At 61.7% G+C, this 14,851-nt stretch carries 16 protein-coding genes; 12 read left to right on the top strand and 4 right to left on the bottom strand.

The annotated features are described in order from the left end of the window. Window positions 1-126: 126 nt before the first annotated feature. The 3 genes from ahpF to AC1D11_RS01940 all read right to left on the bottom strand — a co-directional run bounded on the left by ahpF (window position 127) and on the right by AC1D11_RS01940 (window position 3,304). Window positions 127-1,698 (bottom strand): alkyl hydroperoxide reductase subunit F, encoded by a 1,572-nt coding sequence (gene ahpF / locus AC1D11_RS01950; RefSeq protein ID WP_477649625.1) that lies wholly within the window; start codon window positions 1,696-1,698, stop codon window positions 127-129. Window positions 1,699-1,810: 112 nt separating this feature from the next. Further along, window positions 1,811-2,374 (bottom strand): alkyl hydroperoxide reductase subunit C, encoded by a 564-nt coding sequence (gene ahpC, locus AC1D11_RS01945; protein WP_007874200.1) that lies wholly within the window; start codon window positions 2,372-2,374, stop codon window positions 1,811-1,813. Window positions 2,375-2,512: 138 nt separating this feature from the next. Continuing rightward, window positions 2,513-3,304 carry a TOBE domain-containing protein gene (locus AC1D11_RS01940; RefSeq protein ID WP_477649624.1) on the bottom strand — a complete coding sequence of 264 codons (792 nt, stop codon included), beginning with the start codon at window positions 3,302-3,304 and terminating at the stop codon, window positions 2,513-2,515. A 124-nt stretch (window positions 3,305-3,428) separates the two neighbouring features. Here AC1D11_RS01940 and modA point away from each other — a divergent pair, with 124 nt between their 5' ends. The 3 genes from modA to modC are packed head-to-tail and all read left to right on the top strand — an operon-like array spanning window position 3,429 to window position 6,019. Then, window positions 3,429-4,184 carry a molybdate ABC transporter substrate-binding protein gene (gene modA / locus AC1D11_RS01935; protein WP_477649623.1) on the top strand — a complete coding sequence of 252 codons (756 nt, stop codon included), beginning with the start codon at window positions 3,429-3,431 and terminating at the stop codon, window positions 4,182-4,184. Window positions 4,185-4,232: 48 nt separating this feature from the next. Continuing rightward, complete coding sequence (modB, locus tag AC1D11_RS01930) at window positions 4,233-4,925, top strand: molybdate ABC transporter permease subunit (protein ID WP_477649622.1); 693 nt, start codon at window positions 4,233-4,235, stop codon at window positions 4,923-4,925. Next, entirely contained in the window at window positions 4,922-6,019 is a 1,098-nt protein-coding gene (modC, locus tag AC1D11_RS01925) for a molybdenum ABC transporter ATP-binding protein (RefSeq protein WP_477649621.1), read from the top strand. Before modB ends, modC begins: the two co-directional genes overlap by 4 nt. A 237-nt stretch (window positions 6,020-6,256) precedes the next feature. On the opposite strand, the gene ppsR is transcribed toward modC, so the two are convergent. Continuing rightward, a complete protein-coding gene (gene ppsR, locus AC1D11_RS01920; protein WP_457278791.1) occupies window positions 6,257-7,078 on the bottom strand; it encodes a posphoenolpyruvate synthetase regulatory kinase/phosphorylase PpsR in 822 nt (273 codons plus the stop codon). A 219-nt stretch (window positions 7,079-7,297) separates the two neighbouring features. Here ppsR and ppsA point away from each other — a divergent pair, with 219 nt between their 5' ends. The 9 genes from ppsA (at window position 7,298) to rplI (ending at window position 14,845) form a co-directional block, all read left to right on the top strand. After that, a complete protein-coding gene (gene ppsA / locus AC1D11_RS01915) occupies window positions 7,298-9,697 on the top strand; it encodes a phosphoenolpyruvate synthase (RefSeq protein WP_477649620.1) in 2,400 nt (799 codons plus the stop codon). Window positions 9,698-9,913: 216 nt separating this feature from the next. After that, window positions 9,914-10,210 carry a hypothetical protein gene (locus tag AC1D11_RS01910; protein ID WP_477649619.1) on the top strand — a complete coding sequence of 99 codons (297 nt, stop codon included), beginning with the start codon at window positions 9,914-9,916 and terminating at the stop codon, window positions 10,208-10,210. Next, on the top strand, window positions 10,201-10,806 hold the full coding sequence (locus AC1D11_RS01905; RefSeq protein WP_477649618.1) for a tetratricopeptide repeat protein: 606 nt from the start codon (window positions 10,201-10,203) through the stop codon (window positions 10,804-10,806). Before AC1D11_RS01910 ends, AC1D11_RS01905 begins: the two co-directional genes overlap by 10 nt. Then, window positions 10,793-11,050 carry a DUF4212 domain-containing protein gene (locus AC1D11_RS01900; RefSeq protein WP_477649617.1) on the top strand — a complete coding sequence of 86 codons (258 nt, stop codon included), beginning with the start codon at window positions 10,793-10,795 and terminating at the stop codon, window positions 11,048-11,050. Before AC1D11_RS01905 ends, AC1D11_RS01900 begins: the two co-directional genes overlap by 14 nt. Beyond that, complete coding sequence (locus tag AC1D11_RS01895; RefSeq protein WP_477651418.1) at window positions 11,051-13,162, top strand: sodium:solute symporter family protein; 2,112 nt, start codon at window positions 11,051-11,053, stop codon at window positions 13,160-13,162. 189 nt (window positions 13,163-13,351) lie between these two features. After that, window positions 13,352-13,717 (top strand): 30S ribosomal protein S6, encoded by a 366-nt coding sequence (gene rpsF / locus AC1D11_RS01890; RefSeq protein ID WP_007871089.1) that lies wholly within the window; start codon window positions 13,352-13,354, stop codon window positions 13,715-13,717. 60 nt (window positions 13,718-13,777) lie between these two features. Further along, entirely contained in the window at window positions 13,778-14,086 is a 309-nt protein-coding gene (gene priB, locus AC1D11_RS01885) for a primosomal replication protein N (protein WP_477649539.1), read from the top strand. 10 nt (window positions 14,087-14,096) lie between these two features. Beyond that, window positions 14,097-14,381 (top strand): 30S ribosomal protein S18, encoded by a 285-nt coding sequence (rpsR, locus tag AC1D11_RS01880; RefSeq protein ID WP_077592883.1) that lies wholly within the window; start codon window positions 14,097-14,099, stop codon window positions 14,379-14,381. Between the two features lie 11 nt (window positions 14,382-14,392). Continuing rightward, window positions 14,393-14,845, top strand: a complete 453-nt coding sequence (gene rplI, locus AC1D11_RS01875) for a 50S ribosomal protein L9 (protein ID WP_457278783.1) — start codon at window positions 14,393-14,395, stop codon at window positions 14,843-14,845. The last annotated feature ends 6 nt before the right edge of the window (window positions 14,846-14,851 follow it).

Here is a 14,851-nt window from a genome sequence, read left to right as displayed (position 1 = left end):
CTATACCAATAGATGAGAGTAATTCTCATCTTGGTCCCTGTAGGCCTCAGGGGGATTCCGGTGAAAAACCGCGCAAAAAAAGGCCGCCCAGAGAAGGCGGCCTTTTTCGGGTATCCCATCACTGCATCACTGCACAGTGATGGGGCTGCGGATCAGGTAGTCAAACGCGCTGAGCGCCGCTTTCGCGCCTTCACCGGCCGCGATGATGATCTGCTTGAAGGGTACGGTCGTCACGTCACCCGCCGCAAACACGCCGGGTACGGAGGTCTGGCCTTTGGCGTCGACGATGATCTCGCCGTGTTTGGACAGGTCCACCACGCCCTTGAGCCAGTCGGTGTTGGGCACCAGGCCGATCTGGATGAACACGCCTTCCAGCTCAACGGTTTTCAGCTCGCCGCTGGCGCGGTCTTTGTAGACCAGGCCGTTGACCTTCTGGTCGCCAGTGATTTCGGTCGTTTGCGCGTTGGTGAACACCGTCACGTTCTGCAGGCTGTTCAGCTTGCGCTGCAGCACGGCGTCGGCGCGCAGCGCAGTGTCGAACTCGATCAGCGTCACGTGTCCGACGATGCCGGCCAGGTCGATCGCCGCCTCGACGCCCGAGTTGCCGCCGCCGATCACCGCCACGCGCTTGCCCTTGAAGAGCGGGCCGTCGCAGTGCGGGCAGTAGGCCACGCCCTTGTTCTTGAACTCATGCTCGCCGGGCACGTTGATGTTGCGCCAGCGCGCGCCGGTCGAGATCACGATGGACTTGCTCCTGAGCGAGGCGCCGCTTTCAAGCTGCACTTCAATCAGGTTTTTGTCCGGCCCGCTGTTCGGCACCAGCGCCTTGGCGCGCTGCAGGTTCATGATGTCCACGTCGTAGTTGCGCACGTGCTCTTCCAGCGCGTGGGCAAATTTGGGGCCTTCGGTTTCCTTGATGGAAATGAAATTCTCGATGCCCATGGTGTCCAGCACCTGGCCGCCGAAGCGCTCTGACGCCACACCGGTGCGGATGCCCTTGCGCGCGGCATACACGGCCGCTGCCGCGCCGGCCGGGCCGCCGCCGACGATCAGCACGTCGAAGGCTTCCTTTTTGTCGATGATCTTGGCTTCACGTTCCACGCCGCTGGTGTCGATCTTGGCCAGGATTTCTTCCAGGCTCATGCGGCCGTTTCCGAACATGGTTCCGTTGAGGAAGACCGTGGGCACGCCCATGATCTCGCGCTCCTTCACTTCGTCCTGGAAGGTGCCGCCCTCGATCATGGTGGTCTTGATGCGCGGGTTCTGCACTGCCATCAGGTTCAGCGCCTGGACCACATCGGGGCAGTTGTGGCAGGTCAGCGAGACATAGACCTCGAAGTCGAAATCGCCGTCGAGCGCGCGGATCTGCTCCAGCACGGGCTGCTCGACTTTGGGCGGGTAGCCGCCGATCTGCAGCAGCGCCAGGATCAGCGAGGTGAATTCATGGCCCATGGGCAGGCCGGCAAAACGCGGTCCGTGGTTTTCACCGGGGCGGTTGATCGAAAACGAAGGCTTGCGGTGCGGGTCGTCGCGGCTTTCGGTCAATTTGACCAGCGGCGAAGACTCGGCCACGTCTTTCAGCAGCGACAGCACTTCGCCCGAAGCCTCGCTGCCGTCGAGCGAGGCGACGATTTCAATCGGCTGCGTGGCGCGTTCGAGATAGCTTTTCAGCTGGGCTTTGGTGGCGTCGTCGAGCATGAGGGACTCACTTTCAATTTCAATGGGGAACAAAAAAGCCCGGGACGGCACACACGCGTGTGCCGGGGCCCGGGCCTTCGTCAGGAAGGCAGCAGGGCGTTAGAACCTGTTCTTAGATCTTGCCAACCAGGTCGATGGACGGGGCGATCGTCTTGGCGCCTTCGTTCCACTTCGCAGGGCAAACCTGGCCGGGGTGAGCGGCGGTGTACTGGGCGGCCTTCAGCTTGCGCAGGGTTTCCTTGACGTCGCGTGCGATTTCGTTGGAGTGCACTTCAGCCGTCTTGATGACGCCTTCAGGATTGATCACGAACGTGCCGCGCAGTGCCAGGCCTTCTTCGGGGATGAACACGTCGAAGGCTTTGGTCAGCGTGTGGGTTGGGTCGCCCACCAGCGGGAACTTGGCCTTGCCGACTGCGGGAGAGGTTTCGTGCCAGACCTTGTGCGAGAAATGGGTGTCGGTGGTCACGATGTAGACCTCAGCACCGGCCTTCTGGAATTCGGCGTAGTTATCGGCAGCATCTTCAACTTCGGTAGGGCAGTTGAACGTGAATGCGGCCGGCATGAAGATCAGGACCGACCATTTGCCCTTCAGCGATTCGTCTGAAACGTCAATGAACTTGCCGTTGAGGAACGCTTGGGTTTTGAAAGGCTGGACTTGGGTATTGATCAGGGACATCTGGATGGCTTCCTATGCTGGGTTAAAGAACGGGTAAAAATGCTTTCGAGACGATAGTATAACTCTTTTAAATATTGTTTATCGATAGATATTAACTATTTGTCGAATAGGCGCGGTGCGGCGTTTTTTGCCTGGCCATCAGGCCGAAAGGGCAATCACCAGGGCTGATTCGTCGACCAGGGCCTGAACCGGGGAACGGACTTTCAGGCTGCTGCCGGCAGGCGCAAAGCCGACCAGCTGCAGGCCTCCGTCAAGTTGCATCGACACTTCATCGCCCGTGGCGCCGCGGCTGATCCGAACCGCACGGCCGCTCAATACGCAAACCTCTGGCCGTGCGGGAACCGCGGGCTGACGCACGGCCACCGCCGTAGCCTTGCACAGGGCCAGTACCGTTTGCCCTTTCTGCAAGCCCAGCAGTTCCGCACTGGCCTTGGTGATGCGCGATACCAGCAGTACTTCACCAGCCAGCCTCAGGTGTACACGCGCCATCTGGCCGCACACCTCGATCTTCTCAACCTGGCAGGGCAACTGGTTGCGCATGCTGGTGCGTACGTTCATGTTGGACAGCACCGGCAGCGCGCGGGGCAGCAGCAGTTCGTTGGACTTGAAGCCGGCCAGCACCTGGCTGCGTGTTTCGCTCAAAAGGCCCGCCACTGCCAGCAACTTCTGGCCCGCGGGCGTCAGGGTGGCGCCGCCGCCGCCCGAGCCGCCCACGGCGCGCTCCACCAGCGCCACGCCGGCCAGATTGGTCAAGGTGTCAATGGCTTGCCAGGCGGCCTTGTAGCTGACCTTGGCCTGCCGCGCTGCCTGCGAGATCGAGCCGCTTTCGCCGACCAAGCGCAGGATCTCGATGCGCTTGTCGGCCGGTTCATGGCTGAAGGCGCTTGCGAAGGAGGGCGCAGCGGACGAGGAAGCGGCGGCTTTTTTCATGGAGGCCTCGGGACAGGTACCGTTATTCTAAAATAGAATAGCGAATCGACAGGAGTGGCTTTCTTTTAAACGAATCTTCGCTTCTTCGCTGTCATCTCCTATCTGTCATCACCGGAGTTTCATCATGTTCAAAACAGCATCGCGCTGGCTGCCGGCTCTGTGTCTCGTGCTGGCATCGGCCGCTGCGCTGGCCGATGATGTCCAGGTCGCTGTGGCCGCCAATTTCACCGCGCCCATGAAGCTGATCGCCGCGGACTTTGAAAAAGACACGGGCCACAAAGCGGTGCTGACCTTCGGCGCTACCGGAAAGTTTTACGCGCAGATCACCCATGGCGCGCCGTTTGAAGTGTTTCTTGCGGCCGACGATGAAACCCCCGCAAAGCTGGAGAAGGAAGGCGCGGCCGTGAACGGCAGCCGCTTTACCTATGCCACCGGCAAGCTGGTGCTTTGGTCCGCCCAGCCGGGCGTGGTCGATGCGCAGGGCGAGGTCCTGAAAAAGGGCAGCTTCAAAAAGATCGCCATCGCTGCGCCCAAGCTTGCGCCCTACGGCGCCGCCGCTGTCGAGACTATGGCCAAGCTGGGCCTGCAAGCCGCCCTGGAGCCCAAGCTGGTGCAGGGCGAAAGCATCGGCCAGGCCTTCAGCTTTGTCTCGACCGGCAATGCGGAGCTCGGTTTTATCGCGCTCTCGCAGGTCTACGAAGGCGGCAAGATCAAGTCGGGCTCGGCCTGGGTTGTTCCCGACAGCCTGCACAGCCCGATCCGCCAGGACGCCGTGCTGCTGGCCAGGGCCAAAGACAACAAGGCCGCGGTGCAACTGATGGCCTTTTTGAAAACAGAGAAGGCCAGGGCGGTGATCCGCTCCTTCGGCTACGAGCCCTGAACGCGGCACAGAAGCGGCATAGAACCGGCATACAGGCGACACTGAACCATGCTCGACGATGCAAGCCTTCAGGCACTGGCGCTGACCCTGCGGCTGGCGGCCACCACCACCGTGGTGCTGCTGCTGGCTGGAACGCCTCTGGCCTGGTGGCTGGCGCGCACACGTTCGTGGCTCAGAGGGCCGGTGGGCGCGCTGGTGGCGCTTCCGCTGGTGTTGCCTCCGGTGGTGCTGGGTTTTTACCTGCTGGTACTGATGGGGCCGAACGGCCCGGTGGGCGAGCTCACGCAATCGCTAGGTTGGGGCGTGCTGCCGTTTACTTTTGCCGGGCTCGTGGTGGGGTCGGTGCTGTATTCCATGCCTTTCGTGGTGCAGCCGTTGCAAAACGCTTTTGAAGCGATTGGCGAACGGCCGCTGGAAGCCGCTGCCACTTTGCGAGCCTCGCCGCTGGGTACCTTTTTCAGCGTGGTGCTGCCGCTGGCACGGCCCGCCTACCTGACGGCCGCCGTCATGGGCTTTGCGCACACAGTGGGCGAGTTCGGCATCGTGCTCATGATGGGGGGCAACATTCCCGGCAAGACGCGTGTGATGTCTGTGCAGATCTACGACCATGTGGAAGCGCTCGAATACAGCCAGGCGCACTGGCTGGCCGGTGGTCTGCTGGTGTTTTCCTTTCTGGTGCTGCTGGCGCTCTATACCTTCAATGCCTTGCAGCCGGGCCGGCGCAAAGGGAAGAGCGCATGAGGCCGGCCGGCCTTGTCGAAGGCGGCATCACCGCCTCGTTTCATCGTGTCTTCACCGATTTCTCGCTCGACGTGTCGCTGGACTTGCCGGGACGCGGCGTCACGGCCGTCTTTGGTCCTTCGGGTTCGGGCAAAACCAGCCTGCTGCGCAGCATTGCCGGTCTGGAGCGTGCAGCGGCCGGCCATCTCTCGGTCAATGGCGAGGTCTGGCAAGACGACAAGGCCGGCGTCTTCTTGCCGGTGCATCAGCGGCCGCTGGGTTATGTGTTCCAGGAAGCGAGCCTGTTCGCCCACCTGGACGTGCACAGCAACCTCGATTTCGGCCAGCGCCGCGTGCCGGCTGCCCAGCGCCGCATCTCGCTGGAACATGCCATTGAATTGCTGGGCTTGCAAAAACTGATGCGGCGCATGCCCGGCACGCTTTCGGGCGGCGAGCGCCAGCGCGTGGCCATCGCGCGGGCGCTGGCCACCAGTCCGCAGCTTTTGTTGATGGACGAGCCCCTGGCCTCGCTGGACATCGCCCGCAAGGCCGAAATCCTGCCTTACCTGGAGCGCCTGCATGACGAACTCGACATGCCCGTGCTCTACGTCAGCCACGCACCGGACGAAGTCGCCCGGCTGGCCGACCACCTGGTGCTGCTGGACGCGGGCCGCGTCACGGCCTCAGGCCCCACGCGCGAGCTGATGACGCGGCTGGACCTGCCGCTGGCGCACGGCGACGCCGCGGCTGCGGTGATAGATGCCGTGATCAGCGCCGTCGAGCCTGAATGGCACATGAGCCATGCCGAGTTTCCCGGCGGACGCATCAGCCTGCTCAACCCTTCGCTGCAGGTCGGCCAGCGCGTGCGCGTGCGCATCCAGGCGCGTGACGTGAGCCTGACGCTGGAGCGCCAGGAGGGCACCAGCGTGCAGAACATCTTTGCGGTTACCGTCACCGGCCTTTCCGCCGACAGCCCGGGACAGGTGATGGTCGGCCTGGACGCCGGCGGCAGCGCGCTGCTGGCACGGCTCACCCAAAAATCAGCGGAATCCTTGCAATTGCAGCCCGGCAGCCGTGTGTACGCGCAGGTCAAGGGGGTGGCGGTGCTGGGCTGACCCGGCGCTGCTATAAAAAAGATAGCTACTCGCGCCCGTCGGGATTGGGTCAACGGCTGATTCCATGCAAAATATTTAGCCAGGCCCAAGGCTCTATTTTTCGCAAAAAAATGCTTCCGGGCCAATAGGGACGGGCGCGAGCAGCTATCAAATCAGTAGCAACTCACCCGATTCCCGGGAAAAACGGGCTTACCTTGTGCATCCCGTGCAGAGGCACGGGATGTACCGGGCTCCGCCTCAGTACTCCAGCCGCTCGGGCCGGATTTCCTGCAGGATGGTGGTGGCGATCTCTTCAATCGATTTGGTGGTGGTTGACAGCCAGCGTATGCCTTCGCGCCGCATCATGGCCTCGGCCTCATGGATTTCGTCGCGGCAGTTCTCCAGGCTGGCGTATTTGGAGTTGGGCCGGCGTTCATTGCGGATCTGCGCCAGGCGCTCGGGCGCGATGGTCAGCCCGAAGATCTTCTTGCGGTGCGGTACCAGCGCCGGCGGCAGCTGGCGGCGCTCGAAATCTTCGGGGATCAATGGGTAGTTGGAGGCCTTCAGGCCGTACTGCATGGCCAGGTAGAGCGAGGTCGGCGTTTTGCCGCTGCGGCTCACGCCCACCAGAATGACGTCCGAACCGGCCAGGTCGCGGTTGCTCTGGCCGTCATCGTGCGCCAGCGAGAAATTGATCGCCTCGATGCGGTCGTCGTATTCCTTGCTCTTGGAGGCATCTGAAAACCGGCCTACCCGGTGGTTGGACTTGATGCCCAGTTCACCCTCCAGCGGTGCCACAAACATGCCGAACATGTCCAGCAGCATGCCGTTGCAATGGGCCTTGATGACGGCGAGGATCTCCATGTTCACCAGCGTCGTGAAGACGATGGGGCGTTTGCCCTCGACTTCGGCCGTGTGGTTGATCTGCCGGATCGCCTGGTGGGCCTTGTCCACGCTGTCGATAAAAGGCAGGCGGACATGGCGCGGTTTGAATTCAAACTGCGCCAGGATGGCGTTACCAAAGGTTTCCGCGGTAATGCCGGTGCCGTCGGAGATGAAAAACACGGTGCGTTGGGACATGGGAAGGGGATAAATGAGGGACAGGGAAGGAAAATAAGGGTTTCGCTGGTTGAAAGCCGGGTGAAAGCCTGACACGGCACGTCGGGCCCCAGGCCCCTACAATCGTGGCAATTATCCAGTTTGTCACATCATGCCCCGCCACAACCCCTTCCAACAACAACAAGGTTGCCTGCCGCGCATGGTGAATTCCACGGTTTTTAAACCTCCCGGAGTATTTTCATGTCCAAGCTGTTTGAGGCGACCGCCCTGGTCGTACCGTTTGAAAACCTGAGGATGACAGACGTCGAGTCTGTCGGCGGCAAGAACGCCAGCCTCGGCGAAATGATTTCGCAACTGCCGACCGGCCCCAACGGGGTTCGTGTTCCCACCGGATTTGCCACCACGGCCCACGCTTTTCGCGTGTTCCTGGCGCATGACGGCCTCGACAAAAAAATCAACGGCGTGCTGGACACGCTCAATACCGATGACGTGCGCGCGCTGGCCGAAGCCGGCGCCAAAATCCGCAAGCTGGTGGAAGCCCAGCCTTTCCCGGCCGATCTGGAAAAAGCCGTTCGCGACAGTTTTGCCGCCCTCAGCGCCGGCAATGCCCAGGCCAGCTTTGCGGTGCGCTCATCCGCCACGGCAGAGGACTTGCCGGACGCGTCGTTTGCCGGCCAGCAGGAAACCTTCCTGAACGTCGTCGGCATCGAGGACGTGCTGCACAAGATGAAAGAGGTGTTCGCCTCGCTCTATAACGACCGCGCCATCAGTTACCGCGTGCACCAGGGCTTTGCCCATTCCGACGTGGCGCTTTCAGCCGGTATCCAGCGCATGGTGCGCAGCGACAAAGGTGCTGCCGGCGTGATGTTCACCATCGACACCGAAAGCGGCTTTGAAGACGTGGTGTTTATCACCTCCAGCTACGGCCTGGGCGAGACGGTGGTGCAGGGCGCCGTCAACCCCGACGAGTTTTACGTGCACAAACCCATGCTCAAAGCGGGCAAACGCGCCGTCATTCGCCGCAATCTGGGCAGCAAGCTGCTGCAGATGGAGTTCACCAGCGCCGACGAGAAAAAAGCCGGCGGCAAGCTGGTCAAGACCACTGATGTGCCGACCGAGTTGCGTAACCGCTATTCGCTGACCGACACCGACGTTGAGCAGCTCGCCCGCTACGCGCTGATCATCGAGGCCCACTACGGCCGCCCGATGGACATCGAGTGGGGCAAGGACGGCATCGACGGCGAGCTCTACATCCTGCAGGCGCGTCCCGAGACCGTGAAGAGCCAGTCCAAGGGCAAGGCCGAGCAGCGCTACAAGCTCAAGGGCACCGGCACCGTGCTGGCGGAAGGCCGCGCGATCGGCCAGAAGATCGGCACGGGCGCGGTCCGCATCGTCCACGACATCAAGGACATGGACCAGGTGCAGGCCGGCGACATCCTGGTGACCGACATGACCGACCCGAACTGGGAACCGGTGATGAAGCGCGCCAGCGCCATCGTGACCAACCGCGGCGGGCGCACCTGCCACGCCGCCATCATCGCGCGCGAGCTGGGTATCCCGGCCGTGGTCGGTTGCGGCGACGCCACCGAAACGCTGAAGGACGGCATGCTCGTCACCGTGAGCTGCGCTGAAGGCGATACCGGCAACATTTATGACGGCCTGCTGGAAACCGAAGTGACCGAAGTGCAGCGCGGCGAGATGCCTGCGATTGACATGAAGATCACCATGAACGTCGGCAACCCGCAGCTGGCGTTTGACTTCTGCCAGATCCCCAATCACGGCGTTGGCCTGGCGCGGCTGGAATTTGTCATCAACAACAACATCGGTGTGCACCCCAAGGCGATTCTTGATTACCCCAATGTGGATGCCGACCTGAAAAAAGCAGTGGAAAGCGTGGCGCGCGGCCATGCCTCGCCACGTGCCTTTTATGTCGACAAGGTGACCGAAGGCGTGGCCACGATCGCGGCAGCCTTTTGGCCCAAGCCGGTGATCGTGCGTCTGTCGGACTTCAAGTCCAACGAATACCGCAAGCTGATCGGCGGCTCACGCTACGAGCCCGAGGAAGAAAACCCGATGCTGGGCTTTCGCGGCGCATCGCGCTACCTTAGCCCCGATTTTGGCGAGGCCTTTGCCATGGAGTGCGAGGCGCTCAAACGCGTGCGCAACGACATGGGCCTGGTCAACGTCGAGGTCATGGTGCCATTTGTACGCACCCTGGGCCAGGCCAAAAAGGTCACGGACCTGCTGGCCCAGCACGGCCTCAAGCGCGGCGAGCAGGGCCTGCGCGTGATCATGATGTGCGAGGTGCCCAGCAACGCCATACTGGCCGACGAGTTCCTCGAGTTCTTCGACGGTTTCTCGATTGGTTCGAACGATTTGACCCAGCTCACGCTGGGCCTGGACCGCGACTCCGGTCTGGACATCCTGGCCCAGGATTTTGACGAACGCGACCCCGCCGTCAAGGCCATGCTGAGCCGGGCTATCCAGGCCTGCAGGCGCGCGGGGAAATACGTCGGCATCTGCGGCCAGGGCCCCAGCGACCACCCGGACTTTGCGCAGTGGCTGAAGGACGAAGGCATCGGCTCCATCTCGCTGAATCCCGACACGGTGATCGCCACCTGGAAGCAACTGGCCAACTGAAGACGGTTGACATGAATTGAAACGGTGCGCTGCGGAGAGATTCGCAGCGCATTTTTTTTGCGTCGGAACCGCGCGACCGAGGGAAAACCCGCGATGGCAGGAGGTTTCCCGGTAAACAATTGGCAATGCCTCCGATGACAATCGGAATCGTTGCCTTCATCCCTTCATCCCTTCATCCCTTCATCCCTTCATCCCTTCATCTGTTTGTCGTGAGCCATGCTTGCCGTCACCACTACCATCAAACTGCTCACTGAAATTGCTCTGCTTGCGTTGGCCGGGCAATGGGCAGTAGGCCTGCTGGCAGGCGCTGCGAAGGACCGCAATCCGTTTTATCGCGTGCTTCAGCTGGTGGGCCTGCCTTGGGTCAAGGCAGCACGCTGGATATCTCCGCAGGTCGTGATGGACCGTCACTTGCCGCTGGTGGCCTTTTTGGTGCTGCTGCTGGTGTGGGCCATTGCGGCCATCGCCAAAATCCGCATCTGCCTGGAGATCGGGGTGGCACTGTGCAAATAGACGCTGCCCTTCAATACGGTTTTCTGAAAATACGCGCACTGCTTTTGCTCGCCTGCGCCAAACGGCCTGCCGCGCTGGCCGTCTTTGACCAGATGCTGCAACTGCGCCCGGCAGACCCTTATGCGCTGGCCAGCCGCGGCCATGTGGCGGCGCAGCTCCAGCTCACACAAGAGTCAATTGCCAGCTTGCGGCAATTGACTGCTGTCAGGCCCGGGCAGGCGGCAGGCTGGTTCAACCTGGGTTACGTGTTGCAGCAGGCGGGACGCCATGATGAGGCCGGGCCGGCCTTTGAACGCGCGGTGGCACTGGACGCTCGCCTGGACCAGGCATGGTATGGCCTGGCGCTGGTGCACATTCAGGCGCACCGGTTTGAGGAAGCCGCCGAGGCCCTGCAAAAGAACACAGTCCTGCAGCCCTTGAGCCCTTACGGCTGGTACCGGCTCGCGCAGGTGTGGCTGGCGCTGGGCCAGCCCGCCAAGGCGCGCAAGGTGATTGCGCACCTGAGTCGCTTTGAGCCGCGTGTGGCGGCCCAGTTCGAGCGCGAAAACGAGGCCGTTTTTGCGGCCACCGGCGAGGCAGCCCATGCAGCCCACTGACAGCCACCGCCGTTACTGGCGCAAGAACCTCGCCGTAACGGCGGCGCTCCTCATGATCTGGTTCAGCGTTACGTTCGGCGTGAGTTACTTTGCGCGCGCGCTGAGCTTCACTTTTTTTGGCTGGCCTTTCAGCTTCTGGATGGGTGCGCAGGGCGCCCTGGTGGTGTATTGCCTCATCGTCGGCTTTTATGCCTGGTACATGAACCGGCTCGACATCGAGCATGACGTGGCGGACGAGGACTGAATGGGTGGCTTCTTTGGTTCACGCGACGGGGTCATGCTCTCGAGCCAGCAATTCAAGAGGCAGCTGGACCGCGTCTACCGCTGGTATACGCTGGGCCTCGTGGTGTTTGTGGTCATCCTGGCGCTTCTGGAGCGCGCGGGCTTGCCGCGCCTCTGGATAGGCACCGCTTTTTTGTTGGCCACCATCGGCCTCTATGCGGGCATAGGCGTCATGAGCCGCACCACCGACGCCTCCGAATACTATGTGGCAGGCAGGCGCGTGCCGGCGGTCTACAACGGCATGGCCACCGGCGCCGACTGGATGTCGGCCGCCTCCTTCATTGGCCTGGCGGGAACGCTCTACCTCACGGGTTACAGCGGGCTGGCCTTCATCATGGGCTGGACAGGCGGCTACTGCCTGGTGGCTCTGGTGCTGGCGCCTTACCTGCGCAAGTTCGGGCAATTCACCATTCCCGATTTTCTGGGAGAGCGCTACGGTGGGCGACTGCCGCGGCTCATCGGCGTGGTGGCGGCCATTTTGTGCTCCTTCACCTATCTGGTGGCGCAGATTTACGGCGTGGGCCTGATCACCTCTTACCTGACCGGCATCGCGTTTGAGTTGGGCATCTTCCTGGGGCTGGGTGGCATCCTGGTATGTTCTTTCCTGGGTGGCATGCGCGCGGTGACCTGGACGCAGGTGGCCCAGTACATCATCCTCGTAGTGGCTTATCTCATTCCGGTGATCTGGCTGTCGGTCAAGCAGACGGGGGTGCCGGTGCCGCAGCTGGTTTATGGCTTTCAGCTTGAAAAAGTCACCGCCAAGGAGAAAGAGCTGACGGCCGATCCCAAAGAGCTGCAGGTGCGGGAGATGTTCAGGCAGCGCTCGCAAGCGCTGTCGGGCAGACTGGAGCACCCTGCCGAGTCGCTGGCCGCCGACAAGCTGGCCGCCGCCAGGCGGATGGAGCAGCTCAAAAGCGGCAATGCGTCCGTGGCTGAAATTTCATCTGCCGCCAGGGCGATGGCCGCCATGCCCCGGGACGAGGSCGCCGCCGTCAAGGCCTGGACGGCGGCCAGGGCCGCTGCCGACGTCAAAACCCAGCCGCTTAACGGCATGCCCGCCCACGCGGCCCAGTTCTCAGGCAACCCGGACGGAACCCCGAAAGAGCAGGAGACTTACGACACTTCGCGCCGCAATTTCCTGGCACTGGTTTTTTGCCTCATGGTGGGTACGGCGGCCTTGCCGCACATTCTCATGCGCTATTACACCGTGCCCAGTGTGCGGGAAGCGCGGCAATCGGTCACCTGGTCGCTGGTGTGTATCTTCCTGCTTTATTTCACCGCACCGGCACTGGCTGTGCTGGTGAAGTACGAGATATTCACCGTGCTGGTGGGCATGCCGTTTGACCAGCTGCCCGCCTGGGTGCATTCCTGGACGCGGGTGGACCCTTCGCTGCTGTCTGTCACCGATATCAACAAGGACAACATCCTGCAGCTCAATGAGATGAACATCGGCGGCGACATCATTGTGCTGCTGACGCCCGAGCTGGCGGGATTGCCGTATGTGATTTCGGGCCTGGTGGCCGCGGGTGGGCTGGCTGCCGCGCTCTCCACCGCCGACGGCCTGCTGCTGACGATTGCCAATGCGCTGGGCCACGACCTCTATTACAAGATGATCGACCCCAACGCCTCAACGGTGAGCCGGGTAACCGTGTCCAAGATATTGCTGCTGATCGTGGCTTTGCTGGCGGCCTATGTGGCGGCGCAAAAGCCGGCGGACATCCTGTTTCTGGTGTCGGCCGCGTTTTCGTTTGCCGCCGCCTCGTTCTTTCCGGCCCTCAGCCTGGGCATCTTCTGGAAGCGCGCCAACGGCATCGGAGCCGTGCTGGGCATGGTGTCGGGCCTGGGCGTGACCTCGTATTACATGTTCACCAACCAGGCCTGGCTGCGCGCCACCTTCGGCATCACCTCGCCTGTGCAGCTGTGGTGGGGCATAGACCCGATTTCGGCCGGGCTTTTCGGGGTGCCCGTCGGTTTTGCCGTCATTGTGCTGGTGAGCCTGGTAACCCGGCCCCCCAGCCAGAAAGTCCAGGACCTGGTCGAATACATCCGCTACCCGGACCTGAAACGCCTCTAAAAATAGGGCCCCCACGCTCCCCACTGCGTGTGGTTCGCTGCCCCCCAAGGGGGCGCTGCGCCTGCGGCCCGGCAAAGCCGGTTCCGCGGCCCCTGCTGGTAGGGATCAAAACACGCTATAATGATGGGCTTCGCCTTGCTGCACCCTTAACGACGCTGGGGCAGCTTCAATCAACCACAAGGAGAGTTTATGCGTCACTATGAGATCGTCTTGCTGATCCACCCGGATCAAAGCGAGCAAGTCCCAGCCATGCTGGAACGTTACAAGGGCATGATCACCGCCGGCGGTGGCAAAGTGCACCGTGTCGAAGATTGGGGCCGCCGCCAGCTGGTGTACCTGATCCAGAAACTGGCCAAAGCCCACTACCTCTGCATCAACATCGAAGCCAGCCAGGCCGTGATGGAAGAAATTGAACACGCGTTCAAGTTCAATGATGCCGTGCTGCGCCACCTGACCGTGGTGAAGAAGAAAGCCGAAACCGGCCCGTCCCTCATGATGCGCAACGTCGAGAGGGAAGAAGCCCGTAAGGCCCAACAGCAGGAGTATGCGGCTTAATAGCCACCATGCTGTTGAACGCCTCGCTGCTGCGCATCTGCTTTTGAGCAAGAGCCCGCAGTGAACCACGTTGAACTGACCGCCTGTATCGCCGAGGCAAGTCCTCTTCGCTACACGCCCGCTGGAATCCCCGCCGCCAATTTCGTTCTCGAACACGAGTCCGAAATCGTCGAAGCCGGAGTCACCAGACAGGTCAAGTTGACGGTCAGGGCGGTAGCCTTCGGAGCGCTGGCTGAGCAATCAGCCAAATCCCCGCTAGGCAAACCCTTCAGGTTCACCGGTTTTCTCATCAATGCGCGCACCAGCAAAGGTGTTGTTTTTCATATCCAGGCTCTGCACAAGGTAGAGCAAGTACCGAACCCCATTTAAGGAGTCCATCATGCCCGGACCAAAACGTTTCAACAAAGACAAGCGCCCCAAGCGCAATACCCAATCCCTGCTGTTCAAGCGCAAGCGTTTTTGCCGCTTCACAGCCGCTGGCGTTGAAGAAATCGACTACAAAGACATCGACACCCTGCGCGATTTCGTAGCCGAAAACGGAAAAATCATCCCCGCACGCCTGACCGGCACGCGCGCGATTTTCCAGCGCCAGATCAACACCGCCGTCAAGCGCGCTCGCTTCCTCGCGATGCTGCCTTACAGCGACCAGCACCGTAGCCTGTAAGGAGCACGACCATGCAAATTATTCTGCTCGACAAAGTCGTGAACCTCGGTAACCTCGGCGAAATCGTCAAGGTCAAAGACGGCTATGCACGCAACTTCCTGATCCCTTCGGGCCGCGCACGCCGCGCCACGGAAGCCAACAAGGCCGAATTCGAAGCCAAGCGCGCCGAACTCGAAAAAGCTGCGGCTGCCAAGCTGGCCGAAATGCAAGCCCAGGGCGCAAAGCTCGGCGGTACCACCGTCAAGCTGACGCAAAAAGCCGGTGTTGACGGTCGCCTGTTCGGCTCCGTCACCAACCATGACATCTCGGCCGAGCTGACCAAGCAGGGCTTCCCTGTGTTGAAGTCGCAAATCCGCATGCCTAACGGTCCGCTGAAGATTGTTGGCGACCACGCTGTGACCGTTGCCCTGCACACCGATGTGGCTGTGGACATCACCGTCACGGTGTACGGCGAAACCGCTTAAGCGTTT

The organism is Polaromonas sp. P1_E11, from assembly GCF_056405995.1.
The sequence above is the reverse complement of the archived record's forward strand: the minus strand, read 5'-3'. Positions and strand labels throughout refer to the sequence as shown.

What these genes read in the sequence shown, in the direction of transcription:
- ahpF (WP_477649625.1), bottom strand. Translation starts at nt 1,698, where the DNA reads ATGCTCGACGACGCCACCAAAGCCCAGCTGAAAAGCTATCTCGAACGC.
- ahpC (WP_007874200.1), bottom strand. Translation starts at nt 2,374, where the DNA reads ATGTCCCTGATCAATACCCAAGTCCAGCCTTTCAAAACCCAAGCGTTC.
- AC1D11_RS01940 (WP_477649624.1), bottom strand. Translation starts at nt 3,304, where the DNA reads ATGAAAAAAGCCGCCGCTTCCTCGTCCGCTGCGCCCTCCTTCGCAAGC.
- modA (WP_477649623.1), top strand. Translation starts at nt 3,429, where the DNA reads ATGTTCAAAACAGCATCGCGCTGGCTGCCGGCTCTGTGTCTCGTGCTG.
- modB (WP_477649622.1), top strand. Translation starts at nt 4,233, where the DNA reads ATGCTCGACGATGCAAGCCTTCAGGCACTGGCGCTGACCCTGCGGCTG.
- modC (WP_477649621.1), top strand. Translation starts at nt 4,922, where the DNA reads ATGAGGCCGGCCGGCCTTGTCGAAGGCGGCATCACCGCCTCGTTTCAT.
- ppsR (WP_457278791.1), bottom strand. Translation starts at nt 7,078, where the DNA reads ATGTCCCAACGCACCGTGTTTTTCATCTCCGACGGCACCGGCATTACC.
- ppsA (WP_477649620.1), top strand. Translation starts at nt 7,298, where the DNA reads ATGTCCAAGCTGTTTGAGGCGACCGCCCTGGTCGTACCGTTTGAAAAC.
- AC1D11_RS01910 (WP_477649619.1), top strand. Translation starts at nt 9,914, where the DNA reads ATGCTTGCCGTCACCACTACCATCAAACTGCTCACTGAAATTGCTCTG.
- AC1D11_RS01900 (WP_477649617.1), top strand. Translation starts at nt 10,793, where the DNA reads ATGCAGCCCACTGACAGCCACCGCCGTTACTGGCGCAAGAACCTCGCC.
- rpsF (WP_007871089.1), top strand. Translation starts at nt 13,352, where the DNA reads ATGCGTCACTATGAGATCGTCTTGCTGATCCACCCGGATCAAAGCGAG.
- rpsR (WP_077592883.1), top strand. Translation starts at nt 14,097, where the DNA reads ATGCCCGGACCAAAACGTTTCAACAAAGACAAGCGCCCCAAGCGCAAT.
- rplI (WP_457278783.1), top strand. Translation starts at nt 14,393, where the DNA reads ATGCAAATTATTCTGCTCGACAAAGTCGTGAACCTCGGTAACCTCGGC.